This is a genomic window from Mucilaginibacter paludis DSM 18603, assembly GCF_000166195.2.
In the GTDB taxonomy this organism is placed as follows: domain Bacteria; phylum Bacteroidota; class Bacteroidia; order Sphingobacteriales; family Sphingobacteriaceae; genus Mucilaginibacter; species Mucilaginibacter paludis.
Genome location: NZ_CM001403.1, coordinates 5,608,091 through 5,634,719 on the forward strand (window position 1 = coordinate 5,608,091; position 26,629 = coordinate 5,634,719).

Below are 26,629 nucleotides of genomic sequence, written 5' to 3' on the forward strand. Positions count from 1 at the left end.
ATGAGAAAAATAATTATTGGGGCGGCATTTTTTGCTTGTATGGTCGTACTTTCTGCCCGCGTACTTGCACAGAACCCTATTATCCAAACCAAACACACTGCAGATCCTGCCCCCCTGATTCATGGTGATACCGTTTTTTTATATACCGGCCACGATGAAGATGATGCTTTAGGCTTTAAGATGCAGGATTGGTTGCTCTATACCTCTACCGATATGGTTAATTGGACCGATCATGGCGCGGTGGCCTCTCTTAAGAATTTTAAATGGGTTTCTGACGATAATGGCGCCTGGGCAGCACAATGTGTTGAACGCAAGGGCAAGTTTTATTTGTACTGCCCGGTAGCAAATGGGCGCGGTATTGGAGTGCTGGTTGCTGATAGCCCCTACGGCCCTTTTAAAGATCCTATCGGGAAGCCTTTGATCAAGAATAGCGGGGAAGACATTGATCCAACTGTGTTGATTGACGACGACGGACAGGCCTATCTTTACTGGGGGAATCCTAACCTTTACTACGTTAAACTGAACGAGGATATGGTTTCGTACTCCGGAGGAATTACGAAAGATACCTCTATTGCCAAGAAAAAGGGGCTGCCGGATCCCTTTCATTACCAGGAAGGGCCCTGGGCCTACAAACGTAGCGGGCGTTATTACATGGCCTATGCGTCTACCTGTTGCCCGGAAGGTATAGGTTATGCTATGAGTACTACCCCTACAGGGCCATGGGTATATCAAGGCAGCATTATGGATGGCGATAGCCGGTCGTCGGGAAACCACCCCGGGATTGTTGACTTTAAAGGTAACACGTACGTGTTTGGATTTAATTATGCTATTATGAAGCGGACAATGGCCAAACACTACGAAAGGCGTTCGATATGTGTTGAAAAGATCAGTTTTAATGCGGATGGCACTATCCAGAAATTGCCGTTCTGGTCGGTAGAAGGGGTAAAGCAATTGGGCAAGCTGAATCCATATAATCGTGTAGAAGCCGAAACGATTGCCTATAGCGAAGGGCTTAAGACAGATAAGGTTACAGAATGGGAAAGAAATATAGCATGGGACAAAGGGAAAAAGATTGCAGACCGGGTATTTGTGAGCTCCATCAATAACGGCGATTACCTCAAAGTTCAGGGCGTTAATTTTTCGCTTGGCGTATCCTCTGTTGATGTCAGCGTAGCCGCGTTGTACGGTGGTAAAATGGAAATACATACCGACCGCATCGATGGCCCTTTGCTGGGTGTTGTCAATGTGAAAAATTCAGGAGAGGGAGATATTTGGCGAACCACACAAACGCCTGTGAAGCAGGTAAATGGAACGCATGATTTATACTTTGTTTTTAAAGGGGATAAAGATCTTTTTTACTTTGACTGGTGGAGGTTTAACAAGTAAACTTAAGGATAAATCATCCGGCAAGTTTTCGGTAAATATCCCAAGCCTGAAGCTTTGAACAGCTTCGGGCTTGCTACATGAGTTAAGTAGATATCAGCGTGGATATTCGTTCCTTTTGCAGCTTGTAGATGCTTCATTGTATTTGCTTGTGCCATGTTTGCAGTATATATTCTTTTGTTTTAATGCGGCGTTAAGGGAAGAAATCCGCCGACGTAGATGGATGGTTTGTTGTGGTGGGGCATCTCCGGTTATTTGTTATTTGTAACTGAAACTTTTGATCAATACTTGTTTATTTGTTATAACAGGTTTATAATCAGTCATTATTCTTTCAGTCCCTTCTTTGCCGACTACACCGCACCTATAAATGTTTGCTCTCGGTCCCATTGAAATAACTGCCGCCGCCATCAAGCCGATTAAGGCTCTTTTGTATGAAAAACGGCTAACAAATTGCTGGTATTAAATGATCTAACTCAATGCCAGTAATGATAAAGATCACTATAATGCAGTTATAAAAATAGAACTTTACGGTATGAAAAACCAGTTTTTTTAAAAGCGAAATACTGAAAAAGTGATGTTAAGCCTTCGTTTTCCTTTAATGGTTATTTCTGCCGGAATGAATTGATTTATAATATGATTCGCCGAAATTTACCTGTTTTATCCAATCAAAATGCCTTTAAATAATCTTAATGTAAAAGGACTGACAACAGCGCAAGTAGCTGCGGCCAGAGCTAAATACGGGAAAAATATACTCGACTATAAAAAAGAAAACGGCTTTACTGATGCTATTAAAAGTTTGGCTAAGGAACCAATGGTGCTTTTGCTTTTGGTAACCTCCTGCATTTACTTTATAAGCGGAAAAACAGGTGATGGTATTTTTTTGGCGTCGGCAATCATACTGGTTGCAGGCATCTCTTTGTACCAGGATTCGCGGAGCCGGAACGCGCTTGATAAACTAAAGGATTTTAGCCAGCCTTTTTGTAAGGTGATTAGAAATGGAAATGTTGAAGAAATTAAAAGCGAAGAACTTGTTTTGGGCGATAGCCTGATGGTTGAAGAAGGGACTTCGATCACCGCCGACGGTATTATAGCGCAATCAAACGATTTTTCTGTAAACGAAAGCATTCTAACCGGCGAATCTTTAGCAGTTTACAAAGATAAAGCAGCTGCCGATAATGTGGTTTATCATGGCACAACAGTTGCCAGCGGTTTGGCCATAGCTACCATCACAGCTATAGGCAATCAAACCCGGCTGGGTAAAATCGGCAAAAGCCTGGAATCTATCGCCGAGGAAAAAACGCCGCTTGAACTACAGATCAACAATTTTGTAAAAAAAATGGTGATGGCTGGTGCGGTTATCTTCCTGATTGTTTGGGGCATCAATTATTTCAACTCCTTTAATATTTTAGATAGCCTGATTAAAGCCCTTACGTTGGCTATGAGTATCCTGCCGGAAGAAATTCCGGTGGCTTTTACCACCTTTATGGCGCTCGGTGCCTGGCGGCTGATGAAAATGGGTATCGTAGTTAAGCAAATGAAAACCGTTGAAACATTGGGCAGCGCATCGGTGATCTGCACCGATAAAACCGGTACCTTAACAGAGAATAAAATGAGCCTGGCCAAAGTGTATACCCTTACAACCAACCAGATTCTGAACGTTGAAAATATGCCTGGCGAAACTGAAAGGGAATTGGTTACGCTGGCTATGTGGGCGAGTGAGCCGATCCCTTTCGACCCGATGGAGATTGCCCTTCATGATGCCTATTCAAAAATAAGCCAGGGAGATAAGCGCCCCGATTATAAAATGATTCATGAATATCCTTTAGGTGGCAAGCCGCCTATGATGACTCACCTTTTTGAAAATGGAAGCGGGAAACGCATTATAGCAGCAAAGGGCGCACCCGAAGCATTGATGGGCATCAGCAATTTGAATAGTACAGAAAAAAAACAGATAACGAAGGCAATTGACGCACTGGCAGCCGAAGGTTACCGGGTATTGGCTGTAGCCGAAGCGGATTTTGCAGGCAATAATTTCCCGGCTACACAACAGGAATTTAAATTCGCGTTTAAAGGGTTGGTGTCGTTTTACGATCCGCCAAAGAAAAATATCAGTGCGGTACTGCAAGATTTTTACAAAGCCGGTATCGCCGTTAAAATCATTACGGGCGATAATGCCGAAACCACCGAAGCTATTGCCAGGGAAATTAATTTTCATGGTTTTGACAGGTGCATTAGTGGCGATGAGTTGATGAAACTGAACGAGACTGACCTGGAAAGAACAGTTGAACAAACAAATATTTTCACTCGGATGTTTCCGGATGCCAAGTTGAAAATTATTAATGCATTAAAAGCCAAAAACGAGATTGTGGCCATGACGGGGGATGGTGTTAATGATGGGCCAGCACTTAAAGCCGCCCACATTGGCATTGCGATGGGTAAAAAAGGAACAGAAATTGCTAAACAAGCAGCATCACTGATCCTGCTGGAAGATGACCTCTCGAAAATGGTGGATGCCGTGGCGATGGGCAGGCGCATCTATACCAACCTGAAGAAGGCTATCCAATACATTATTTCAATACATATTCCCATCGTGTTAACGGTATTTATACCACTGGCTTTGGGCTGGATATATCCCAATATTTTTTCACCGGTACATATCATCTTCCTCGAATTAATCATGGGACCAACATGTTCCATTATTTATGAAAACGAACCGATGGAAAAGAATACCATGCTGCAAAAGCCACGCCCGTTCAGTGCAACTTTTTTTAATTGGAAGGAGTTAACCACCAGTATTATACAGGGTTTGGGCATCACTATCGGTACACTTGCTACTTATCAATATGCTATTGGCAAAGGAGCGGATGAACAACTCACGCGTACCATGGTGTTCACCTGCCTTATAACGGCCAACATATTGCTCACCTTGGTTAATCGTTCGTTTTACTATTCGCTGTTTACCACCATCAGGTATAAAAATAACCTGGTGCTCCTCATCATCGCTATTACGCTGCTTATTTCGGTTGCATTAATCTATTTTGCTCCATTAACAGCATTCTTTGGGTTTGAGCCGCTTAACGTGTACCAGTTGATAACCAGCATGGCTATCGGCTTTATTTCGGTAGTGTGGTTTGAGCTTTTTAAGTGGCGCACACGGAAAAGGCCAAGGCTATAAGCTGATTTGAGTTGAGGTATCACCGTAAGTGTTCAAAAAACTACGAAAGCTGGCTGTTTTTGAGATGTTGGCATATCCACTCAACCTGCATTATTTTTTGTTTATTTAGGAAGACAAGTATAAGTTTCTGGGAATAGCGTGCGACTGCAACTTCATGTTGATCCGCTCAGCCGTTTTAATCCCAGATGCCGTTTTGCTCGGTCAAAATAATAGGAAGGCCGTCCGTAACCACTATGGTATGCTCGTGTTGCACACTGAAGCCACCTTTATCGCCAACTAAGGTAAAACCATCAGGAAGCTCCACTGCCCAGGTAGAATCGGTGGTGATAAACGTCTCGATGGCCACTACGGTATTCTTCCTGAACCGTCGTTGATCTAAGCGGTCCTGATGATTTAAAATCGCGTCGGGGCGTTCATGCAGCGCTCTGCCTATGCCATGTCCGCCCAGGTTCTTGATCACTTTGAAGCCTTGTTTTTTAGCTTCGCTTTCTATCAGCCAGCCAAGTTCATTTATTTTAAAGCCACCTCTGATGGCGTTGATCGCTTTTTTCAGTATCTCGCGCGATGTTTCAATCAACTTTGTTTGCTGATGGATATCCTGACCAATAATAAAGGAACCGCCATTATCTGACCAAAAACCTTCCAATTCAGCTGAAACGTCAATATTCAACAAGTCACCTTCCTGAATAATACGATCAGCTGAAGGTATACCATGGCATACTTCATTGTTGAGGCTGATACAGGTATAGCCAGGAAACTGATAAGTTGAAAAAGGTGCAGACTTTGCACCAAATTTATCCAGTAACCCACCGCCATAATTATCCAGTTCTTTAGTGCTCATTCCCACGCAGGCATATTCACGCATTTCTTTTAAAGTTAACGCTACAGCATCACTAACTTTTTTCATTCCCGCAAGGTCTGTTTCGTTCGCTATGATCATAATATTTTGTTGTTGGCCAAAATTATGGCATATGGAGCCTCTCATGATAGTATAACTTGGACATTTAGAGTTTTACACCCGCTGAAATTGATATATTTGCTTTTATGCCCATCAATTTTTTTAAACATTTAGCTGATCAAAATGGCGATCACATTCTCAGAATTGCTCCTCCGGAGCATTTAAAAGAAGTTGTGGAAGGCTTTTATGTTTGTAAGGCAGGCTACCCCGAAGAAAGAGAGCTGTTTTTTAACGATGGCTACCCTGTGATAGCCCTGATGCAAAACAAAGATGAAAACTTTAGCGTAAATATTGACGGCCATACCAAATATGTGGGTAACGCCTGGGTTTGCGGTGGCGTGCTAAGGAATATTTATTGTGAGTTTGAACGCCGTTTTGAAGATTGCCTGGTTATCCGTTTTAATGCCGTAACTTTCTTTAAATTATTTGATATCAACGAAGATAGTTTTCAGAATAGACAGGTTTTTGATTTTACCGAAATAGCCGGCTACGGTATTGAAAAGTTTAAGGAAGCTTATTATAGTTGCACTGCCCTTGAAGACAGAGTGAAAGTAATTGTGGATTTTCTTTCCGGAAAAATGACAGTTTATTCCTATCCAAAGCTACTCATCGATATACAAAATTACATTGAAAGGGAAGGTATCCTTACTGTTAAGGATATTTTGGATGGTTATTCAGTTCGCTTAAATTACAAATGGCTCGAAAGAAATTTTAAAAAACATTTAGGGATCTCTCCCCAAAGTTACCTTTTGATGAGGCGCTTTTTGAATGCTTACCTTGATTTGGATGCTTTGACCTCCAAAGACCTGTTAGAAATTGCGATAGATAACGGGTATTATGACGATAATCATTTAATAAAAGACTTCCGGCGTTTTTCTGGTGTGACGCCCAAAACTTATTTTAACGTGCCTGCCAGGGTGTTTAATAAAGCTATAGATACTGTGGCGTTGTAAGCGATAGATTTATTTTGCCGCGAACCCGAAATTTAACGATGTACTCAGTTGTAACGGTTGATGTTGCTTACCGGAGCAATGTATCTAACTGAAAACTATCCTTTCTCAATTTCATAATATTCTGCAATTAAATATTGGAAAATAATTGCGTAACTCAAAAGTTACTTATATATTTGAGTAACCTAAAAGTTACCTATTATGGCAGCAAAAATAAAACATCAGTTATTTTTCCCGCACCAGCCCAAGGCGGTATGGGAGTACCTCACCAGTTCCGAACTGTTGGAACTGTGGCTTATGAAAAACGATTTTAAGCCTGAATTGGGGCACGAATTCACTTTCAAGGCGGGCCCGGCACCAAATTTTGAATTCGACGGGATCATCTATTGCAAAGTATTGGAGATCGTTCCTTATCAAAAACTTTCTTATTCGTGGAAACTTGGTCCGGGCGACGGCACCTTCAATGTTGATTCGGTCGTCTTTTGGGAGTTACGTCCCAGGGACAACGGTACTGAACTTTTACTTGAACATAGCGATTTTACTGTAATGAAACACATCGGTATTTTCGACGCCATGAATACAGGCTGGCTGCGAAATATACAGAAGATCCTTGAACATTTAAATACTATTGATAATGGCTCAGCCAATGCTTGATACTTTCCAGGTAATTGCCGACCCAAGCCGACGGCATATGCTGATGCTGCTTTCCAAAAAAAGTATGACCATCAACAGCCTGGCTGAGAATTTCGACATGAGCCGCCCTGCTGTTTCCAAACATATAAGGATAATGTATAACGCAGGATTTATTTCTATTACCGACGTTGGCCGGGAGCGCCATTGTACCCTAAGAAAAGATGGTTTCGATGCATTGAACGAGTGGCTCAGGTACTTTGACCATTTCTGGACATCGAAACTCAAAAACCTTGAGAATTTGCTAAATAATGACCTAAAAAATTAATCATGAAAACAACGACAACAACTGATTTTACCACAACAATAATGGTAGATCGAACTGTGAGAGAAGCATTTGATGCCATCTCGGATGTAAGTGGATGGTGGGCTAAAGATTTTAAAGGCAGGGCTAAAATATTAAACGATGTGTTTACCGTAACATTCGGGCAGACGTTCGTCGACTTTAAAATTGCCGAGGTTGTTCCCGGGGAAAAGGTGGTGTGGCTGGTTACTGACTGTAATCTTCATTGGTTGAAAGACCACAAGGAATGGAAAAACACGAGTGTAGTTTGGGAAATTGCGCCTGTAGGTAGTGCTACCGAAATAACGATGACACATGTTGGCTTAGCTCCGGCTTGCGAGTGTTATGATGATTGCAACGTTGGCTGGACGAGGCACATCAATGGGAGTTTGTATAAATTGCTATCAGAAGGGGTTGGGCAGCCTCAATAAACAGATGGTATTCCTGGTCAATCTGTATAATTTTTTTTCTCGGAAAGACGTAGCGCCTAATTAACGGAATAGAAACCTAAATTTTTGATTGCTACAGCAGCGGATGTGTGTACAGGAAATCAAAGTGGATGAGATAAGCAGGATGTAAAATTCTGTGGAGCGAAGGCGAAGGATGCAAAAGTTGTCTGCGATAACCTGCCCCGGCTGGTTATCGCAGACTTATTCAAATCAATATAATGATCATTGCCAAAACCTTCAAAATATTAGAAGTCCGCCAGCATTTTCAATAGCTCTACGTTTATTAAAGCTGATGGCATTTTGCGAGGTTAGCAATTGGTATGACTAAGAATCGGTGGATTTATTTTACACTCCCCCAATGTTGCTCAGTTATTTAATCCTTGGGCTCCCACAATTCAATTTTATTTCCTTCAGGGTCTAAGATATGAACAAACTTTCCGTAATCATAGGTTTCAATCTTATCTACGATAGTGACATTTTCCTTTTTTAGCTCTTCAACCAGGATTTCCAAATTCTCTACTCTGTAGTTGATCATGAAATCTTTTGATGAAGGGTCGAAATATTTTGTATTTTCTGGAAAAGTGTTCCACTGGGTAAGTCCCTTTTTTGTGCTGTCATCAGCTTGGCGCCATTCAAAGCTTGTTCCATATGGGGTTGTATCAAACCCAAGATGTGTTTTATACCACTCGTTAACTGCCTTTGGGTCTTTGCATTTGAAGAAAATGCCTCCTATACCGGTTACTTTTTTCATTTTTATATCTCCTTTGTTGTTAATTACTGTTTTAAATGCAAAACCCGCCAGAAATGAACCGGCGATCAATACGCTTATCAATAAAACTCTTTTCATCATTTGTTTATTTAATAGCTGTTTAACTTTTTAACCGGAATCAATATTTCTAAATCAAAGTAGTGCCAATTACCGATATTGTCTTTATCTAAAAATACCTCCAAGGCATGCTGCGGTTCACATTCATAGGCACTGTTAATCAACCAAATGTCGAAGAGGTAATGCATAGCTGCCGAAACTAAATTAAGATGGCCGGAAACCTGGGTAACGGCGTATTTACACCTTGGTAAAGTCGTTGTATCTATCAAATTTTCCGGATCAATTTTAAAGTCTTCCGGAAGAGTGATACACACCTCGTAACGGTATTTTTCTTTTGGTGTCACTTCAGGATCGTCCATAGACATACCGAAAATCGTTTCTGAGCGGAATAAGTTCATTCGCTTTGCCCATTTAACCATTTCATCCAAAGCATTTAAAACTACGCCTTCCCTGAAAGCATCCGACACCCTTTTATAAGCAATTCGCCTTTCTGGAAGTTGTCTTATTTCAACAGGAAATTTTTTTCCCAGTTCGTCGGCTGTCATATCACAATGATATTCACTAATGGGATGCAATTCTTTGCGAATCTTGCTGTTTTCTATTTTGCCGCCCTTCCTGTAATTACTTGGCGAGATTTCAAAATACTGTTTAAATAAACGGGAAAACGTTGAAGCTGAAGAAAAACCACATTCTAACGCAATTGTTGATATTGATTTCTTTGAGAATTTCAGAAGCCGCGCGGCTTTTTCGTTACGCATGCGGTTAGTAAAATTGTTAATAGTCTCTCCTGTAACGGCAACAAATATGCGGTGAAAGTGAAACGGAGAAAAAAAAGCTACCGAAGCCAGTTCTTCCAGCGAAGTGGATTTATGCAAATTGTTATTAACATAATCAATCACCTTATTAATCCGGCTTCTGTATATTTCACTTGATTTGGCCATGTATCGCTATCGGGTTGTAGGGTTAAGAGCTACATAATCAGCACAAGTTAACGGTTAATACCAACTTTTCAGGTCACATTTTCTTAAAAAATAGCTAATTCATCAAGCAAACTTTAATAAATAGCTGCAATGCTGTTTACGTATGCAAAGTCTTTTTTTTAATCACAAGGAGTTTTGTCAGGCGTTGTATGCGTCTTTTTTTGTAGAGCGCGATCGGTGACAATTCAAAGTTATGATCTCCGCTGTAGGTATTTACCCCTATACAAATTAAAAAAACAGATATAAATACTGGTTTGTGATATCGCTTACTTATCCTCTTACATGGCTTTTTAATTTACCCCAACTTTATATCACTAAACGCTTCGGTAGCGGAGCAGAACCGGTTTAAAAAGCGGCCTCGCCCTTACAGAATAAACCGGCTCAATAGTATCAGTTATTAAAATTAAAAACTTATTTAAATTATCACAAAAATGGAAACTAAAACGACAGCAAGACCTACTATCCCTATTGTGTTTGAAAATAAAACAGGCATCGCTAACGATGCCGTTTGGGTTCAGTTCCTGAACGGTAGTTTTGGACGGGGACAGCACGGTGCAAACGGAAGCGTTAACTTACAAAGAGATACCGCCTATAGTTTTCACCAACTAAACAGTGAGATTTCTGGTTTTCCTAAACTCGGAAAAATGCCCAATGTTTCGTTGAATTCTTTCACCAACGGACGCATTTACTTTAATTTCGGGGGAAATGGCTTGCAGGGCTTAGGAAAAGGCTATCAGCCAAGCTCTAACAACAGTAATGATCCTAATTACAACACAACGTATGCTTTTATTGAGCTCAATGTTTATGGTAACCCGGCCAACAATATGGATTTAAGCGCTATTGATTTCTTTAGCATCCCTATGGAAGCAAGTACCTGGAAAAATGGCAAAATGGTAAAAAGCCTTACTTGTAGTAGTGGCGCTGTAATTGGCAATGCCATTGAATATCTGATAAGCCTTTCGGGCAATAAGGCTGCTGTTTATTCGGATAACGATTTTGTGCGTGTAAACGGCCCGGGACTTTCAGCCGGGTACCACACTTGGAATGCTTATTTTAAATACCTGTCTTCGCTTTCTTACCTCACCGCAATTAGCGGAACTTTTTATGGCTTGCCGCAAGGAGCGGGACCAACCGCGCATCAAACCTATGCCCTTACTGCAACATTTGACGTGGCTTCTAAACAAGTTACAATGACAGGGACAGGCAGTGTTGTGGGGCAGGTAACTATTACCATTAATTTTGATGACCTAAACGCAATGACTGGCATTTACGGTGCAAATCCGCCATACACCGTAACCATAAATGGAAATTCGCCTTATACAACTCAGGGAATTGTAAACGATGTTTTTGGGTGGATTGTAGGCGACCTATTGGCGGGGATGAATGTTGGTTTTCCGGGAAGTCAAACCCTCAATCCAATCAACCAAATTCCACTTGGCCAATGCACTTCCAGTGAATGGTTCAAAGCTGCAAAGAAACATCCCGGGTTACAATTTGCAGGCGCGCAGCCCTATAATAAAGACTATTATAATGATTGGGCAGCTACGCTGCTGCCTGTAACAAAAGCATATGGCTTTCCATTTACTGATCGGGTAGGTGCTGTTTTGCTTCATTTTCCACCCACTGGTTCTGTCGGCGCAGTTGATTACCTCAAGATTACCCTTCTCGACGTTTTATTTCCGATGTAACGGAGTCATAAAAAAGGTAGATCAGATAACAGCGAAAACATACCCAACAAGCCTTCTTTCATCATTTGGGTTAGGCTGGATTAGGAGGGGGGCCAGTGTATCTGGCTTGCCGGTTCCATTTGCGGGCGGGATAAGATTTGGGTATATTATCCTTCACCAGATAAGCGTCCGGCCTTTAGGTAAAGATTACCGGATGCTCCTCATGTGATGGCTTAAATACAGAAAAGGTTAGGTATTAAATAATCAAAAAAATTACAGTTATGCTTTCAGAAAAATCACAAACAATAGCCGACCAAATTTTTTCTAATGATTTTTTTAAAAATCTGGACAAAAATACGCTGCTTCAAAAGTACGATGTCTCTGGCGCCATTGATGATATCAATGCTGTAACCAGATCATTTAGCGGGCAAAACCCGCAACCACAGGACGGGTTTGTAATCTCTGATATTCCGCCAAATGGAATTATCATCACACAATCAGGAACATATCGTTTTGCCAACAGTATAAAATGGAAAGCAGAAAATGGAGATGGTTCGGCTATCGTCATCAATGCCGATCATGTTGTGCTCGATATGGCTGGTTTCAGTTTAACGGCTGATATAACAGACAACAGTAAACTCATTGTCGGTATAAACGTTCAAAATGCCCAATTTGTTTCTATTCAAAATGGCATATTAAAAAACATGTGCTATTATGGTATTTATGCTAAGTCGGTATTTGAATTGACTATCGACAGCATAATGGTTGATGGGCTTAGCTTTAATAATTTGACAAAAGGTTTAAGTCCGGCTGGGATACTGATTTTTGATGGGGCAAACCTCGCAATTTCCAGCTGCTTGGTGAAAAATTTGAACGTAATTTCGGGTGCGAGTGCAGGCATTCAAATCGTTTGTGCCAAAAATGGAACTGTTAGCGACTGTTCAATGGAATCGTTTGTTAATAATGACGGCTCTGTGCAGGGTTATAGTTACCTGTTATCTTCAAAAATCACCACGAAAAACTGCATATCTGCAAATTTTCAATCGCATTTTAATGGCAACACCGCAACATTGGGGCATACTGTTTTAGGTTTTATTCCGATTTTGTGCATAGCACTGGTTTATGAAAATTGCAATGCTACCAATATGACCGGATGCTGTGATGATTGCCACGGCATGTCGGTATTTTTGGATACAGACATCGAAGTTAACGGCTTTACTGCAGATGGCGTTACCGATGGCGTTGCCCTATCAAATTCGGGTGCAAAGGCTACTGGCTTGGAAGTTTATGGATCAATAGTTTCAATAAAAAACTGCACAGTTAAGAATATTAAGGCTATTAATCCGCAGGATAAACAAAGTGCAGGATTTAGTGTAGCGGGGACAGCCGTTTCTTTTACTAATTGTAAAGCTGAAAATGTTATCGTTACCGATGCGAAAGGAACTATAAATCCGGAACTTGGGTATGGTACAGGTTTTGGCTGGGCCCCCGATCCAAGGCCGGAATTCGTGGATATTTATGCTAATGATATTTTATACCGTAACTGTATTTCCACTAACTGCCAGGTTGGTTTTGATACTTGGAATCATATTGATAGCGTATGGGACGATGTTAGTTGTATAAACTGTGGCATTGAAATACTTGCTGAACCCAACGGAATCAGGACATTATCTGGTAATCCATGCTCAGAATGTAATCCCCCCATAACCGTACAAATTACAAACGTGGCGTGTGGTAATAATTACGTGGCTTGAGATAGAAGCGCTGAAAGCCCCTGGGAAAATGGCACATCGCAGCTGTGGTCCAATTGCACACAAGCCGGATATTTAGGTCCGGCTTGTGTGCAATTATATTCTGATATTAGGGTTTCCCGGGTTGCATCATGAGCATCATATGGAGTACTGGTATTATAACTACTAATTACTTTTTCCTGCCCCGCCTCGCCTGCAAAGTACGCCAGTTTACTGCCAGTGATACCTATTCAAATTATTGTATGCTAATGCGTTGCTTCATACCGAAACAGGCCTATCCTAATATTACGGGCGTTAAGTATTGCAACTGCATCCCAAATAGCGCATAAATTAATATTAATGTGTATTTGGGCATCGCAATAAAAAAATAAAAAAAGTATTGACATTAAACAAAATTTGTATATTTGTCGAATGAAAGATAAGGTGCTTGACGATAAGGTTAGAGAAGAGATCATTGCAGCTGCTACAGGTGTGTTTGAAACGTATGGATTTATAAAGGTTTCTATGCAAGATATCTCCTCTGCAAGCAGGAAGGGAAGGAGTTCGTTATACTACTATTTTAACAATAAAACAGAAGTGTTTGATGCGGTAGTTGAAAAAATGCTGAAGCATACTTTGGAGTTGTGCGCGCATAGTGTTTCTAAAGATGCATCGTTAGCTCAAAATATGGCAAATTTTCAATTGCAAAAATTAAAGGCGATAAAAGTCCTGGTTAAACAATATTACCTTGTATTTCGCGACCTAAGGCACGATCCTTCTTTGCTATTCAACAAAATGAGGCTTTTGCTGGATGAAGAATTTGCATTGATTGATCAAGTACTGAGATGGGCAATTGAAAAAGGCGAAATCAAGCCGTTATCACCCCAGGATAGCCGGTTTTTAGGTGAAACCATGGTTGTTGCCTTAAGGAGCTTTGAACAAGAGATTATTCTGTTTGACCGTTTCCCTGACTTTGAAGAAAAATTAACCTGGATAGTTGAAATTTTTTGTAATGGGCTAAAATAATTTTTTTTTGAAATAATTTCGACAAAAATACATAAAACGTTAAATGTAAAATAAACAAACAAAACAACCATGAATCACTTCAATACCTTACTAACAGGGTCATCCCTCCTGCTATTAATTTCAATAGGGGGTTGCTCTGGCAATAAGAGCCAGACTCCTAAAACCGACACTATTCGCGTTCAGGCCATTAATCTTAATACCGCTTCTGCTACAAGCGGCAACCAGCTGGTGTACAATGGCACACTGCAGGCAGATAAAGCGGTAGATTTAAGTTTCCAGGTAAGCGGAACCATCAATTCTTTTCCTGTTCAAACAGGAGATTATGTGAAAAAAGGCCAACTGGTGGCCACGGTAGACGAGACAACCTATCGCAACCAGTATAACGCACAGATGGCTCAGGCTAAACTTGCCGAAGAGAATTACAAACGGACTTTAGCGGTTTTTGAAAAAGGGAGCGTAGCCGAAATTAAAATGCTGGAAGCCAAAGCCAATTATGAGCAGGCCAGCTCTTCGGCACGCGCCACCTATCAAAACATAGCTCATACCCGCCTTTATGCACCGCAAAGCGGATTTATAGGTGAAAAGCGTACAGAGGCGGGCGCCATATCGGCTCCGGGGCAACCGGTGGCACAACTGCTGGATACCCATTCGGTAGATGTGCTGGTGGCAGTGCCCGAAAACGAAATTAATCTTTATAAAGCAGGCAACCGCGCGTTGGTTAAAATTGACGCTTTGGGCAACCAGCCTTTGGAGGGCCGCATTAGCGAAGTTGGCGTATTGGCCCTGAATAACAGTGCCAATTACAACATCAAGGTAAAACTGGCTAACGCGGGTCAGGAACTTAGGCCGGGCATGCTTTGTAAGGTGACGTTTCCGGCCGGCACGGCGGGGAAGGCAGCTCAAAAAAGCAACAATGAAATTGTTGTTCCGCTTGAAGCTGTTCAGGTAGATGAAAGCGGGCACAATTTTGTTTACGTAATTGCATCAGGTAATAAGGCGCAAAGAAAGCAGGTAGAAACAGGCGCGCTCTATAACAACGGAATGGCGATCAACAGCGGGTTAACTGGCAATGAACAATTGATCACCTCGGGTTTTCAAAAGCTGGCTGACCAATCACCGGTAACCTTAATCAAATAATTCGGTAGCCATGGAAGAGAAAAAAAGTAATTTGATCGAGTGGGCCATGCGTTACCATGTGTTGCCGTTAACTCTGGCAACGGTATTGGTTTTGCTGGGTATATTAGGCCTGTTCAATATGCCGCGTAATGAGTTTCCAGATTTCACCATCAGGCAAGGTGTTATTGTTGGCTTTTACCCGGGAGCTTCTTCGGCGCAAGTAGAAGAGCAGCTGACCAAGAAAGTAGAAGAATACCTGTTCAGCAACAACGAGGTTGATAAAACAAAAACCTACTCCTACTCCAGGGATGGCATCATGTATATTTTCCTGGAAGTATCCGAACAGGTGAACGGGCCCGATACAAAGGCATTTTGGAATAAGATAAAAAATGGGGTACTCACCTTGCAACTGCCACGCGAGGTAAAAGGGATTATGGTGAACAGCGACTTTGGTAATACATCGGCATTGTTGCTGGCTGTTGAATCATCTACCCGCCCCTACAAAGAGCTTCAAAAAAATGTGGAGGAGATTGAAGCTGAGCTGCGACATGTTAAGGATGTTGCCAAGATATCCCATACCGGAAATTTAAATGAGCAGATTGGTATTTATGTTGATAATAATAAATTACTGCAAAATGGCGTAACCGCGGGCTCACTGATGAACGTACTCCAGAACGAAGGAGCCATCAGCGCTGCAGGAACTGAAGATGGGAAGATCATTGACCGCCCTATACACCTGAGCAGCTTTTATAAAACCGAGGCTGACCTGGCCGAACAAGTGGTACGACGGGATGACAAGGGTAATCCTGTGAGGCTGCGGGATATCGCTACAATCAAACGGGAGTATGATGAGCCAGACAGCTACATTACATCGAATGGCACCAAAAGCATCGTTGTGTCGCTGGAGATGGTGAAGGGGAAAAATATTGTAAAATTTGGTAAAGAGCTGGAGGAACAGTTGGACAAGGTAAGCGCTCATTTGCCGCCCGATATTAAACTGGTTAGGCTGGCTAATCAGCCCGAAGTAGTTGACGAATCCATCACCCATTTTATGAAAGAGTTTAGTTTCGCGCTTATCGGTGTGGTTATCGTTGCCTTGCTGCTGCTGCCTTTCAGGGTGGCTGCCGTGGCCGCGGCTACTATCCCTATTACTATTTCGGCAACTTTGGGTATTATGTACCTGGCCGGTATTGAACTCGATACGGTTACGCTGGCAGCGCTTATTGTGGTGCTCGGGATCGTTGTTGATGACCCCATCGTTGTTATTGACAACCATGTGGAGAAATTAGATCATGGCATGTCGGTATGGGAAGCCGCTAAAAGCAGTGCCCAGGAGTTGTTTCCATCTGTTTTTACCGCTACGCTGGCCATCTCGGCTACATTTTTTCCGCTGATGTTTTTTATGACAGGTACCGCTAAAGACTTTATCAGCGTTTTCCCGGTAACCATTACCATCGCGCTCGTGCTGTCGCTTATCATCTCCATGATGCTGGTACCGTTCTTTAACACCTTATTCATCAGGAAAGGGCTTCACAATCCAGATAAGCCCAAAGACAAAAAATCGATGCTTGATTATCTACAGGCATTTTTCGACAGAAATATCGGCAACGCCATCAAACATTATAGGCTTACGGTAATGTTCGGAGTTTTATCTGTAGTTGTAGGTATGCTATTTATGAGCAAGCTGCCCCAGCAGCTTTTCCCTACTATTGATCGTAATCAGTTTGCCATGGAGGTTTACCTGCCCAGCGGCTATAACCTTGCGCAAACAGATAGCGTAATCAAGGGTATGGAACGCATTATGCGCAAAGATGAGAGGGTGGTTAACTACACCAGCTTTATTGGCACCAGCTCGCCGCGTTTCCATACCGTGTATGCGCCAAACCTTTCGGCCAAAAACTATGCCCAGATCCTGGTTAACACCACCTCCGATAAAGCGACCGAAGAGATGATTGCAGAATATACGCATAAATACAGCAATATATTCCCATCGGCTTATGTACGGATGAAGCAGCTCAACATGGCAGGTGCGCCAGCCCCGATAGAGGTTCGCATTTCGGGCGATAACATCCAGAATTTAAAAGCCATTGGCGACAAGGTAATTGCTATTGGAAAGAAAAACAGCCAGGTAACCTGGGTGCGTACCGATTACAACGAAATGGAAGAAGGTGTTAAGCTGGATATTAAAACGCAGGAATTGGCACGGCTTGGCCTAACCAAAAGTGATGTAGCCAATACCATCGCCATGAATACCGACGGTATTAAAGCGACGAGCGTATGGGAGGGCAACTACCAGATTGACGTTAAAATAAAAGCGCCCAGGGCTTCAAGAACCAGTACCTCAAATTTAATGGAACTGAATATCCCATCGCAGCAAACCAACAGCACCGTACCGCTCCGGCAGGTGGCCAGCATCGCATCCGACTGGCACGATGGTGAGGTGGTTAGGCGTAACAGCATCCGTACACTCACTGTCAGGATGGATGTGGCGCAGCATGCCGTAGCCAACAGCGTTCTGGCCGCAATGCAGCCGGAAATTGAAAAGCTTAAGCTACCACAAGGCGTTGAGATTGCCTACGGCGGTGAGTTGGAGCTGCAAATGGAAAACCAGGGTCCTATGGGAACCGCCCTGCTGATGAGCATCGTGCTGATCTTCCTCATCCTGGTATGGCATTTCAAAAAAATGAAACATGCCTTACTGAGTATTACCACCATGCCGCTCAGTTTGCTTGGCGCATCGTTCGGCTTGCTGGTAACTGGCTATCCGTTTGGGTTTACTTCTTTCCTGGGTTTGCTGGCTTTATGCGGAATCGTTGTCCGTAACGGGATCATCCTGATAGACCATGCCGAAGAACTGCGGGCACATGAAGGCAAAACCGTAAAAGAGGCGGCAACGCTCTCTGCCGAGCGGAGGATGAGGCCCATATTTTTAACTTCGTCGGCCGCCGCCGTTGGAGTTACTCCAATGATCATCAGCGGATCACCGCTTTGGGGGCCGCTCGGTACCGTTATCTGCTTCGGCTTATTGATCTCCATGCTGCTTACCTTATTTGTTCTGCCTACTCTCTACTGGTTGTTTTTCAGGAAAGAAGATGAGGTTGAAACTAATCCGCAAGTAGCTTAATTAAAAAACAATCATCATCATGAGAACCCTCCTATTTTCAATTATATTTCTGCTTATGCTACATGCCGCGGGCGCGCAGCAGCATCCGGTATCCCTGGAGCAAAGCAAGCAGGCGGCTCTGGCTTATAGTAATGCTATAAAAAACGGCCAGTTAAGCATCAGCTCAGCTGAGGCCGGCCTTAAGGCGGCTAAAGCTAACTACTTACCCAGCGTAAGTGGTACCGGCGTGGCCTTGTACGGATTCAAAGATATTGTTCCGGCCATACCCGGTTTACTTAATAAAGGGATAAGTAATATTTACACGGGTGCCCTAATGGGTACGCAAAGCATCTATGCAGGCGGTAAGATAGTTACCAGTAATCAGCTTGCCGCTTTGCAGGTTGAAACCAGCAAAATACTGGCCCGCCAATCGGCAGACTCCGTATTGCTGCTAACAGAGCAAAAGTACTGGAACATTGTTAACCTGCAGGAGCAAAGTAAAACCATTAAGGCAAACGAAACCCTGCTGAACAGTATCCTTAAAATACAGAAGGATATGCTTGCCTCAGGCCTTGTTGCCCGGAACGACCTACTTAAGGTTAAAGTACAGCTTAGCCAGTTAATGGTTAACAAAAGCAAGCTGAATAATGGCCGCATGCTTGCCCTGTTTGATTTTTCGGTTTACACCGGTATGCCGTTTGATTCGCTGATGGTGATGCAGGACACGCTGAACAAAGCTGTTAACCCGGTTTTGCCGGGTATTAACCCCGACACTGTACTATCTAATATCAATAGTTACCGCTTACTGGCGCTACAGGTAAAAAGCAGCAGCCTGCAAACAAGGCTTACCAAAGCCGACAATTTGCCGAGCTTATCGGTGGGCCTGAGCGCTTCGCAATTAGGTTCCTTTAACGGTGCTTTCAGCAGTTCGTTTACACCCTTGGCTTTCGGCACGCTCAGTATCCCCATCTCTGAAAACCTTTGGGGAGGCAACCGCCAGAAAGTGAAGCAGCGGAAGCTGAGCGAACAGGTGGCCAGAAATAATTTGCGCGACGGCAGCAACCAACTACAGGTTGGTATTTTGAAGTACTGGTACGATTTGAAAGACGCTTTGACACAGATCAGTTACGCTAAAGATAACCTTGTACAGGCGGAGGAAAACCTTAAGGTTAACCATGACAATTACAAAGCCGGGTTGAATAGTGTTAGTGATGTACTGGATGCCCAGGCCGCCTACCAGCAGGCTGAAGTTACGCTGAATACGGCGCTAACGGATTTTCAGGCTAAAAAGGCGGCCTATGATTACGCTACCGGGAATATCGGCAACAGGTAGTAAGGTTTATCATTTACTTATAACTAAAACAGAATGGCTACGCAAATACCTCAACCAATGCTCAACACTGCTAAACAGCAAATTGTAGATCATACAATTGCATTGATCTGTAAAAATGGTATCGATCAGATCTCCATCAGGCAGATCGCCATGGCTGCGAAAGTTAGCCCCGCTAATATCATCCATACTTTTTGCTGCCTTGATAGCTTGGTTACCCAATGCACTAAACATTGCTTTGATGCTTTGGAGGTTTTTATAGCGTGTAGCAAGCATAGGTTGCATAAACAGGCTGGAAACATCGAAACATTCTGGAAAATTCTGGTTGAGTTTAATTGCGATCATGCCAGCAAGGCTTCAATAATCTGTATGTACCTTAAAGATCCCGCTTTATTTCCGGCGATAGAAATTAAGCATAGCCTGATACAGTCGCTCGCAAATGAATTCGACAGGATTGAACACGATCTAAGAACTTGTAATAACCAGATCCGCTTTATCGCATTTATACATTTGTTTCGTATGGCGTGCCGCATGGCAAAGCAATTAAATTTAAGCTACGGGCTTTGCGACCACGACAGGGCTTTAAACTATTACCATAATGCGGTTGAATGGGAGCTTAACAGACTTTTGAAGCTGCCTATCAGTTAACTAAGTATTCTAAATACTAAATACGCTTGACTTGACACCAGCTGCAAAAAAAGTGTCAAGTCAAGCTTGCTTGATCCCGAGCCTTGAGCTTGGTTTCGGTGTCCTGATTGAGCATTACTAATTTTTGCCTTAGGGCTAACATACATTATCGTTGCTACCAACATTATAATTCGGGAAAAAGCACAAATAAAAATTGTAATTTTTGCGGGATGTTTTTTTGCCGGGATCAACCTGGCTAATTACTTACCTGGCAAAAATATAGAGGTGTGTGTGTCCACATAAATAACCGTAGGTTAACCAAATTATAAGTCAAGGGCAGGTATTCTTGACTTAACGATGGTAATCATACGGATAGGTTGCCGTTGTTACCCGGTATACCTGCAATGCCCTTAAATACAAGAGAGTATCATCCACATTTGTGCGGCTTCGTATTCAATTTGGACTGTTCTGACAACGATTATTCGTGCCTTTAAATTTTATGATCTACAGCGGCCGGTTTCCATTCCGGGCCGGCATCAAGATGCCATAGGCTTCAAATCCTCACGATTGCTTCAGTATGCATCAAAACTTGAAAATCGGTTTTTCCATGGCCTGAAATTTAAAAAAGCTGATAAGTTGTGTCCCGATTTTATAGCTATTGATTAAATCAAGCAATAATTATCAAACTATTTTTTAGAAATCATGTTATTAATTAACCTTTACTATATTTTTTTAAGCTGTACTATGAATCTATGGATGATTTTTTAAAGCGACTACCAAATACAGGCCAAACAGATATCCGGTTATTTGCAGCCGCGGTCAGCGCATCCAACCATGGCGTGGTGATCACAGATCATACCCAGCCTGATGAACCTATCATCTATTGCAATAAAGCATTTGAATCCATTACTGGATATACCAACAAAGAAATTATAGGCCATAACTGCCGCTTTTTGCAGGATGGCGACAATGAGCAGGAGGGTAGGCGCCGGCTTCGTGAGGCGATAAAAAACGGCGAACATTGCCAGGTAGAGATCCGGAACTATAAAAAAAATGGCCGGATGATTTGGAACGAACTGATGATCTCGCCCGTTAAAGACAGGGATGGAAACGTTACCAACTTTATTGGGATACAAAATGACATTACCCGCAGAAAAGAAGCAGAAGATGCGTTAGCATCCGAAAAGCAGAATTTGGAGGAACGTGTTTTAGAGCGTACGGAAGATTTACAGGAGAGTGAAGCATATCTGGCCAGTATCATCGAAACTATACGCGAAAGCCTGGTGGTGCTGGATGAAAAAATGAGGGTGCTGAGTGTGAATGATCATTTTTGCCGCTTTTTTAAAGTGGCTGAAAATGACATTCGGGGCAGGGTTCTTTTTGAGCATAACGATGGTCAATGGAATTTACCTGAATTAAGAAACCTTTTGATCAATGTTTTGCCCAACAACAATCCCTTTGAAGGTTTCGAAATTGAAAATGAGTTTCCAAATATCGGCCGAAAGCTATTGGTATTAAACGCGCGCCAGGTTACGCTGAAGGGAAAATACCAGAACAGGATATTGTTGGCCATAGAAGACATCACTGAACAAAGAGAAATAGAGCAGCGTAAAGAGGATTTTATCAGTATAGCCAGCCATGAAATGAAAACGCCTTTAACCAGTATTAAAGGAAATCTTCAGTTGCTGCAAAGAAAAGCCCAGCAGAATAACGATACCCAATACCTGAGCGGTTTTGAAACAGCATCCAAATCAATCGCCAGGCTGGAAAAATTAATATACGATCTGTTGGATGTCTCAAAGATCCAGTCGGGTAAAGTCGAGTTGATTTTTTCGAAATTCAATTTTCAACAGTTAATCATCGAATCGGTTAATGGTGTGCAGGCAACAACCCAGACCCATAAATTGGTGATGAAAGGTTCTTCGGATATCGAGGTTACAGCCGATTTTGGACGGTTGGAGCAGGTTTTACTCAACTTACTCAATAATGCGGTTAAATATTCGCCTACAGGCAAAGAGGTCATAGTTCATACCTGCATCTTGCCCGAATATGTTAAAGTATCCATTACAGATACCGGGGTAGGCATCCATGAACGGGATCATAAACGTATTTTCGAGCGTTTTTACCGCGCGGACCAGATTTCGGAAAAGTTTCCAGGAGTGGGCATCGGGTTGTATGTAAGTAACGAGATTATCAAAGAGCACAGAGGCACGTTGTGGGTAGAGAGCCAGGAAGGCAAGGGTGCTGTTTTTAGTTTTACCATTCCTATTAACCGTTAATGATATGAGCCAAATACTGGTATGTGATGATGAACAGGAGATACTGGATATCACACGCCTTATTTTAGAAGATGCAGGGCACCAAGTGATAGCTGTTATTGATAGCGGCGCTGTTGCATCTTTAATAGAACAGGAACAGCCGGATGTGTTGCTTATAGACCTTTGGATGCCCGGCCTGTCTGGCGACCAGGTAGTGAGGCAACTTCGCAACAATGGATCAATGAGGCACATTCCAATTGTGGTCATTTCAGCAAGTAAGGAGGGAAAGGAAATCGCTTACGCAGCCGGTGCAGACGACTTCCTGGAAAAACCCTACGACATTGATGACCTGGTAGCGATAGTTGAAAAACAATTGGTATAATTACTGCAATAAGCGCGAATTGAATTTTCAGGGATTAAATTACGGTTTCGCTAAAGCTTACCCAACCGGGAGCGTAAATTTAAATGTGCTCCCTTTGCCAGGTTCGCTTTCTGCCCATATCTTACCATGGTGCCTGTTGATGATTTCGGCACACAGATAAAGCCCTATACCAAAACCTGCAATTTTTTCTGTTTCTTTACTTTCCACACGGTAATGAGGCAAAAAAAGCTTTTGAATATCCGCAGGCGCTATACCAAGCCCCTGGTCTCTTACGCTTACCTCCACATTATCGCCGCGTACGGTGCAACCTATTTCTATTTCCGCAGTTTTATCAGAATATTTTGCTGCATTGCTCAGCAGGTTTACCAGTACCTGTTCTATTTTTTCACGATCGGCGTTGATGGTAACCGAATCGCAGGGAGAGGTAACGATATGATGAGTAGAAGTTATAAATAAAGTTTCTTCCACCACCTCGTTGATCAATACATCAAGCCTAAACTCTTCTTTTTTCAAATGTATTTTACCGGCTTCGGCACCGGATAAATTAAGCAAGCTATTAATCATGTTAAGCATTTTTTTAACCTGCTTATCCACTTTTGATAGTGCCCCTATCGTAAAATTATCTTTCTGTTTTTTAGCCCAGTTATTGAGCATCTGTACATAAGCCTTCAAGGCGGTAAGCGGCGTTTTTAGCTCATGGCTAACCATGCCAATAAATTTACTCCGTCTCAGGTCATTTTGCTTCTGCTCGGTAACGTCCATAATAATCCCCGAGAAATAGCTGTTGGTGGCTGTTGAGCTACTAAATCCCCCGGTTACATTCAACCATCTTTGTTTCTGATCGGCAAAGCCCGTAATCGGAAATTCAATGTAAAGGGTATGCTGTTTTTTAAATGCATTCTCAATAGCGAGCTTTACACTTTTCCTGTATTTATCAACAACCCTTGACATGGCATCCTCAAAAGACATATCAGCTCCAGGCAAAAATCCGAATAAATCCCTGGTACGTTCCGAGGGGAGGAATTTCCCGGAGACGGGGTCCATAATCCAGATGCCAACATTGGCAGAATCAAGAGCAATCTTCGCTATATCCATCTCCTGGAGAGGTTCGGTCAATCCGGAATCGTTATGTTTTTCAGGGTTAGTAAATTCGCCACTATTATTATTCATGAGAAGTTATCAGATTCGATTTCGGGACAAAAATACTTTATTTAACCGACATATAGATTTTCATCATCTGAGACGGATATAACTGTTTATCAGAATTCAGCAATTGATATCCAGGGCTGGTTAATACTAACTCGCAAGAATCGCTTTTGGCGGCATAACCTATAAACAAATGAAGCCCTGAATGATGCTCGTTATTAAAAATAAACCATTGCTAAGTGTATCGGAGGGCTTTGTAGCTAAGCAAAAAAGGAGAAGCATATTTTGGTATTACTACCGCCAGGTAAAAAATAAACAGTTCTTTCAGGTAAACTGTTTAAGTAAAATATTTATGAAATGTTTTCGTGACATTGCTTTATACCTGTAAATGCGTGGAATACTTTGTGCTTGTAGATTGATCGCTATCATTAAGGGTGATGAAATGAGTTACTTGGGTGGTTTTTTATAGATTGACACAGATCAAGTTTTTCCGGGACTTGGATCATTTGTACAAGCATGCTCGGCCTGTAGTTTTGTTACTAATGGTTTTGTTACTAATGATGAATAAACATCCATCACCAATGCCATTAATCAAAATCGTATTAAAATATCATATACTAAATTGCTCGATTATCAAGGGATACCTGCCCACTATTACTTATGGGTGACCGGTTAGGCAGCTAACAAAATTTCGAATTAATAATTGAATCGAAATTCACGATCTGGGGCTTATGCCATGCATTTTGTTAGTTGCTAAAATTTTACTTCTTCCTGATTAGGAAACGCCCGATCACCAAAACATCAATTCCAGTTTGCCCGAAGCAGGCCAGTGCATCAGATACAGTGTTGACTATCGGTTCGTTCATCCTGTTAAAGGAGGTATTGATGAGTATCGGGCACCCTGTAATCTTATAAAAAGCGTTTATCAGGTTATAAAAATCAGGATGGCTATCCTGTCCAACGGTCTGTACCCTTGCGGAGAAATCCACATGTGTTACAGCAGGAATTGTTGACCGGATCTGCTTTAGCAAATCAAATCCGTGCAGAACTTGTTTCTGTTTATCTGGATAAATCCTGACGTCTTCAGTAACATCGGCTACGAGCATCATATACGGGCTTTTTTCAGTGATGTCAAAGTAGGATGGAGCATGTTCCTCTAAAATTGCCGGAGCAAACGGACGAAAGGATTCCCTGAATTTTATTTTTTGATTGAGTATGGATTGCATCCTGTGGTTGCGTGGGTCTGCAAGGATGCTTCGCGCCCCGAGTGACCGCGGACCAAATTCCATTCTACCTCTGAAATACCCCACTACTTTTCCGTTTGCTATTTGATCCGCTACGGCACTGTAATAGTTGTCTTTGGTCAACTCTTCAAACGTGGCGTTTTGGTTTAATAGCTCCGTTTTAACATCGTTATCCTGAAACGACGGTCCCAGTAATGCGTTTTGCATTTTATCGCTTGGCGATGTTATAAGTCTCGGGTTTTCTAAATAATCGTAGTATACTGCGTATGCGGCCCCTAAAGCACCTCCCGCATCGCCGGAAGCCGGTTGTATCCAAATGTTTTTGAAGCCCGATTGACGAAGTATTTTACTATTCGCCACACAATTTAACGCTACACCACCTGACATGCAAAGGTTATCGATCTTTAATTCCTGGAATAGGGTAGTAGTTATCGCTAACATGATCTGCTCGATAACCACCTGGATAGACCGGGCAACATCCATGTGAAACGAGGTGACGGGCATTAACGGCTCACGGCGTGGATTACCGAATAATAGCTCAAATGCTACGCCTGTCATGGTAAGACCTGTACAATAGCCGAAGTATTTTAAATTTAACCGGAACGAACCGTCTGTTTTGAGATCCACCAGGTGTTTGAATATGAGGTCTACAAACCGGGGGTTACCATACGGCGCTAATCCCATAACCTTATACTCGTCGCTGTTTACCTTGAAACCTAAATAATAGGTAAATGCAGAATATAACAGGCCAATGGAATGGGGGAATCTAATTTCTTTGATAAATTTGATTCTATTACCCTCGGCTATCGATACAGAAGTGGTTGTCCATTCGCCTACTCCGTCGGCTGTCAGTATTACGGCATGGTTAAAAGGAGAAGGATAAAAAGCGGAAGACGCGTGCGACATGTGATGGCTGCTGAAAAGTAAATTAACCTTCTGATTATCAAATCGCTGGTCTATTTTCTTCAGTTCCTGTAGAAGCTTCTTTTTTAAAAATAGCTTTTCTTTTAACCAGAGCGGCATTGACTTCGTAAATGATAAAAAACCTTTCGGAGCGAAGGATAAAGAGGTTTCTAAAAGACGCTCGAATTTTAAAAAAGGTTTTTCGTAGAAGACGATGTAGTCCACTTGATCTAATCCGATCCCGGCCGCCTGCAGGCAATAACTTACAGCACATGCAGGGAACCTTTCGTCGTTTTTTTTCCGGGTAAACCGTTCCTCTTGTGCGGCCGCAACGATTGAATCATCATTTAGAAGGCAGGCGGCGCTATCATGAAAAAAAGCAGAGATCCCCAGAATGTACATG

General features: G+C 42.4%; 20 protein-coding genes. 15 read left to right on the forward strand and 5 right to left on the reverse strand.

The genetic code is table 11. The features are described from left to right. A complete protein-coding gene (locus tag MUCPA_RS23640; RefSeq protein ID WP_008509811.1) occupies positions 1-1,386 on the forward strand; it encodes a glycoside hydrolase family 43 protein in 1,386 nt (461 codons plus the stop codon). Positions 1,387-2,053: 667 nt separating this feature from the next. Next, positions 2,054-4,558: a cation-translocating P-type ATPase gene (locus MUCPA_RS23645; protein ID WP_008509815.1), complete on the forward strand. Its 2,505-nt coding sequence runs from the start codon at positions 2,054-2,056 to the stop codon at positions 4,556-4,558. A gap of 175 nt (positions 4,559-4,733) precedes the next feature. Here MUCPA_RS23645 and map read toward each other — a convergent pair whose 3' ends face one another. Next, complete coding sequence (gene map, locus MUCPA_RS23650) at positions 4,734-5,498, reverse strand: type I methionyl aminopeptidase (protein ID WP_008509816.1); 765 nt, start codon at positions 5,496-5,498, stop codon at positions 4,734-4,736. 104 nt (positions 5,499-5,602) lie between these two features. Here map and MUCPA_RS23655 point away from each other — a divergent pair, with 104 nt between their 5' ends. From MUCPA_RS23655 to MUCPA_RS23670, 4 genes are all read left to right on the forward strand, one after another. Further along, a complete protein-coding gene (locus MUCPA_RS23655; protein ID WP_008509817.1) occupies positions 5,603-6,469 on the forward strand; it encodes a helix-turn-helix domain-containing protein in 867 nt (288 codons plus the stop codon). A gap of 198 nt (positions 6,470-6,667) precedes the next feature. Beyond that, entirely contained in the window at positions 6,668-7,120 is a 453-nt protein-coding gene (locus MUCPA_RS23660; RefSeq protein ID WP_008509818.1) for an SRPBCC family protein, read from the forward strand. Continuing rightward, positions 7,101-7,424 carry an ArsR/SmtB family transcription factor gene (locus MUCPA_RS23665; protein WP_008509819.1) on the forward strand — a complete coding sequence of 108 codons (324 nt, stop codon included), beginning with the start codon at positions 7,101-7,103 and terminating at the stop codon, positions 7,422-7,424. The genes MUCPA_RS23660 and MUCPA_RS23665 overlap by 20 nt, the downstream gene beginning before the upstream one ends. 2 nt (positions 7,425-7,426) lie before the next feature. Further along, a complete protein-coding gene (locus tag MUCPA_RS23670) occupies positions 7,427-7,870 on the forward strand; it encodes an SRPBCC domain-containing protein (protein ID WP_008509821.1) in 444 nt (147 codons plus the stop codon). A 391-nt stretch (positions 7,871-8,261) separates the two neighbouring features. Here the strand turns inward: MUCPA_RS23670 and MUCPA_RS23675 are convergent, their stop codons facing one another. Together MUCPA_RS23675 and MUCPA_RS23680 are read right to left on the reverse strand one after the other, a co-directional pair. Then, on the reverse strand, positions 8,262-8,738 hold the full coding sequence (locus MUCPA_RS23675) for a VOC family protein (RefSeq protein WP_008509823.1): 477 nt from the start codon (positions 8,736-8,738) through the stop codon (positions 8,262-8,264). 8 nt (positions 8,739-8,746) lie between these two features. Next, the gene (locus MUCPA_RS23680; protein WP_169316203.1) at positions 8,747-9,589 is read right to left on the reverse strand and encodes an AraC family transcriptional regulator; all 843 of its coding nucleotides are present in this window, start codon (positions 9,587-9,589) and stop codon (positions 8,747-8,749) included. A gap of 536 nt (positions 9,590-10,125) precedes the next feature. On the opposite strand from MUCPA_RS23680, the gene MUCPA_RS23685 reads away from it, so the two are divergent. The 9 genes from MUCPA_RS23685 to MUCPA_RS23730 all read left to right on the forward strand — a co-directional run bounded on the left by MUCPA_RS23685 (position 10,126) and on the right by MUCPA_RS23730 (position 22,933). Further along, entirely contained in the window at positions 10,126-11,382 is a 1,257-nt protein-coding gene (locus tag MUCPA_RS23685) for a beta-1,3-glucanase family protein (protein ID WP_008509827.1), read from the forward strand. A gap of 260 nt (positions 11,383-11,642) precedes the next feature. After that, positions 11,643-13,115 (forward strand): right-handed parallel beta-helix repeat-containing protein, encoded by a 1,473-nt coding sequence (locus MUCPA_RS23690; protein WP_008509829.1) that lies wholly within the window; start codon positions 11,643-11,645, stop codon positions 13,113-13,115. Positions 13,116-13,523: 408 nt separating this feature from the next. Next, a complete protein-coding gene (locus MUCPA_RS23695; RefSeq protein WP_008509830.1) occupies positions 13,524-14,117 on the forward strand; it encodes a TetR/AcrR family transcriptional regulator in 594 nt (197 codons plus the stop codon). Between the two features lie 69 nt (positions 14,118-14,186). Then, entirely contained in the window at positions 14,187-15,254 is a 1,068-nt protein-coding gene (locus MUCPA_RS23700; protein WP_008509832.1) for an efflux RND transporter periplasmic adaptor subunit, read from the forward strand. 10 nt (positions 15,255-15,264) lie between these two features. Continuing rightward, positions 15,265-18,357 (forward strand): efflux RND transporter permease subunit, encoded by a 3,093-nt coding sequence (locus tag MUCPA_RS23705; protein ID WP_008509835.1) that lies wholly within the window; start codon positions 15,265-15,267, stop codon positions 18,355-18,357. Between the two features lie 19 nt (positions 18,358-18,376). Next, the gene (locus MUCPA_RS23710; protein ID WP_008509838.1) at positions 18,377-19,669 is read left to right on the forward strand and encodes a TolC family protein; all 1,293 of its coding nucleotides are present in this window, start codon (positions 18,377-18,379) and stop codon (positions 19,667-19,669) included. 33 nt (positions 19,670-19,702) lie between these two features. After that, a complete protein-coding gene (locus MUCPA_RS37880) occupies positions 19,703-20,314 on the forward strand; it encodes a TetR/AcrR family transcriptional regulator (RefSeq protein ID WP_008509839.1) in 612 nt (203 codons plus the stop codon). Between the two features lie 731 nt (positions 20,315-21,045). Continuing rightward, positions 21,046-22,572 (forward strand): PAS domain-containing protein, encoded by a 1,527-nt coding sequence (locus MUCPA_RS23725; RefSeq protein ID WP_008509841.1) that lies wholly within the window; start codon positions 21,046-21,048, stop codon positions 22,570-22,572. A 4-nt stretch (positions 22,573-22,576) separates the two neighbouring features. Continuing rightward, positions 22,577-22,933: a response regulator transcription factor gene (locus tag MUCPA_RS23730; RefSeq protein WP_008509842.1), complete on the forward strand. Its 357-nt coding sequence runs from the start codon at positions 22,577-22,579 to the stop codon at positions 22,931-22,933. A 57-nt stretch (positions 22,934-22,990) separates the two neighbouring features. On the opposite strand, the gene MUCPA_RS23735 is transcribed toward MUCPA_RS23730, so the two are convergent. Continuing rightward, a complete protein-coding gene (locus MUCPA_RS23735; RefSeq protein ID WP_008509844.1) occupies positions 22,991-24,103 on the reverse strand; it encodes a PAS domain-containing sensor histidine kinase in 1,113 nt (370 codons plus the stop codon). Between the two features lie 737 nt (positions 24,104-24,840). Then, on the reverse strand, positions 24,841-26,628 hold the full coding sequence (locus tag MUCPA_RS23745) for a carbamoyltransferase family protein (protein WP_008509847.1): 1,788 nt from the start codon (positions 26,626-26,628) through the stop codon (positions 24,841-24,843). Between the last annotated feature and the right edge of the window lies 1 nt (position 26,629).

Coding starts and splice junctions, on each gene's coding strand:
- MUCPA_RS23640 (WP_008509811.1), top strand. CDS start 1: ATGAGAAAAATAATTATTGGGGCGGCATTTTTTGCTTGTATGGTCGTA.
- MUCPA_RS23645 (WP_008509815.1), top strand. CDS start 2,054: ATGCCTTTAAATAATCTTAATGTAAAAGGACTGACAACAGCGCAAGTA.
- map (WP_008509816.1), bottom strand. CDS start 5,498: ATGATCATAGCGAACGAAACAGACCTTGCGGGAATGAAAAAAGTTAGT.
- MUCPA_RS23655 (WP_008509817.1), top strand. CDS start 5,603: ATGCCCATCAATTTTTTTAAACATTTAGCTGATCAAAATGGCGATCAC.
- MUCPA_RS23660 (WP_008509818.1), top strand. CDS start 6,668: ATGGCAGCAAAAATAAAACATCAGTTATTTTTCCCGCACCAGCCCAAG.
- MUCPA_RS23665 (WP_008509819.1), top strand. CDS start 7,101: ATGGCTCAGCCAATGCTTGATACTTTCCAGGTAATTGCCGACCCAAGC.
- MUCPA_RS23670 (WP_008509821.1), top strand. CDS start 7,427: ATGAAAACAACGACAACAACTGATTTTACCACAACAATAATGGTAGAT.
- MUCPA_RS23675 (WP_008509823.1), bottom strand. CDS start 8,738: ATGATGAAAAGAGTTTTATTGATAAGCGTATTGATCGCCGGTTCATTT.
- MUCPA_RS23685 (WP_008509827.1), top strand. CDS start 10,126: ATGGAAACTAAAACGACAGCAAGACCTACTATCCCTATTGTGTTTGAA.
- MUCPA_RS23690 (WP_008509829.1), top strand. CDS start 11,643: ATGCTTTCAGAAAAATCACAAACAATAGCCGACCAAATTTTTTCTAAT.
- MUCPA_RS23695 (WP_008509830.1), top strand. CDS start 13,524: ATGAAAGATAAGGTGCTTGACGATAAGGTTAGAGAAGAGATCATTGCA.
- MUCPA_RS23700 (WP_008509832.1), top strand. CDS start 14,187: ATGAATCACTTCAATACCTTACTAACAGGGTCATCCCTCCTGCTATTA.
- MUCPA_RS23705 (WP_008509835.1), top strand. CDS start 15,265: ATGGAAGAGAAAAAAAGTAATTTGATCGAGTGGGCCATGCGTTACCAT.
- MUCPA_RS23710 (WP_008509838.1), top strand. CDS start 18,377: ATGAGAACCCTCCTATTTTCAATTATATTTCTGCTTATGCTACATGCC.
- MUCPA_RS37880 (WP_008509839.1), top strand. CDS start 19,703: ATGGCTACGCAAATACCTCAACCAATGCTCAACACTGCTAAACAGCAA.
- MUCPA_RS23725 (WP_008509841.1), top strand. CDS start 21,046: ATGGATGATTTTTTAAAGCGACTACCAAATACAGGCCAAACAGATATC.
- MUCPA_RS23730 (WP_008509842.1), top strand. CDS start 22,577: ATGAGCCAAATACTGGTATGTGATGATGAACAGGAGATACTGGATATC.
- MUCPA_RS23735 (WP_008509844.1), bottom strand. CDS start 24,103: ATGAATAATAATAGTGGCGAATTTACTAACCCTGAAAAACATAACGAT.
- MUCPA_RS23745 (WP_008509847.1), bottom strand. CDS start 26,628: ATGTACATTCTGGGGATCTCTGCTTTTTTTCATGATAGCGCCGCCTGC.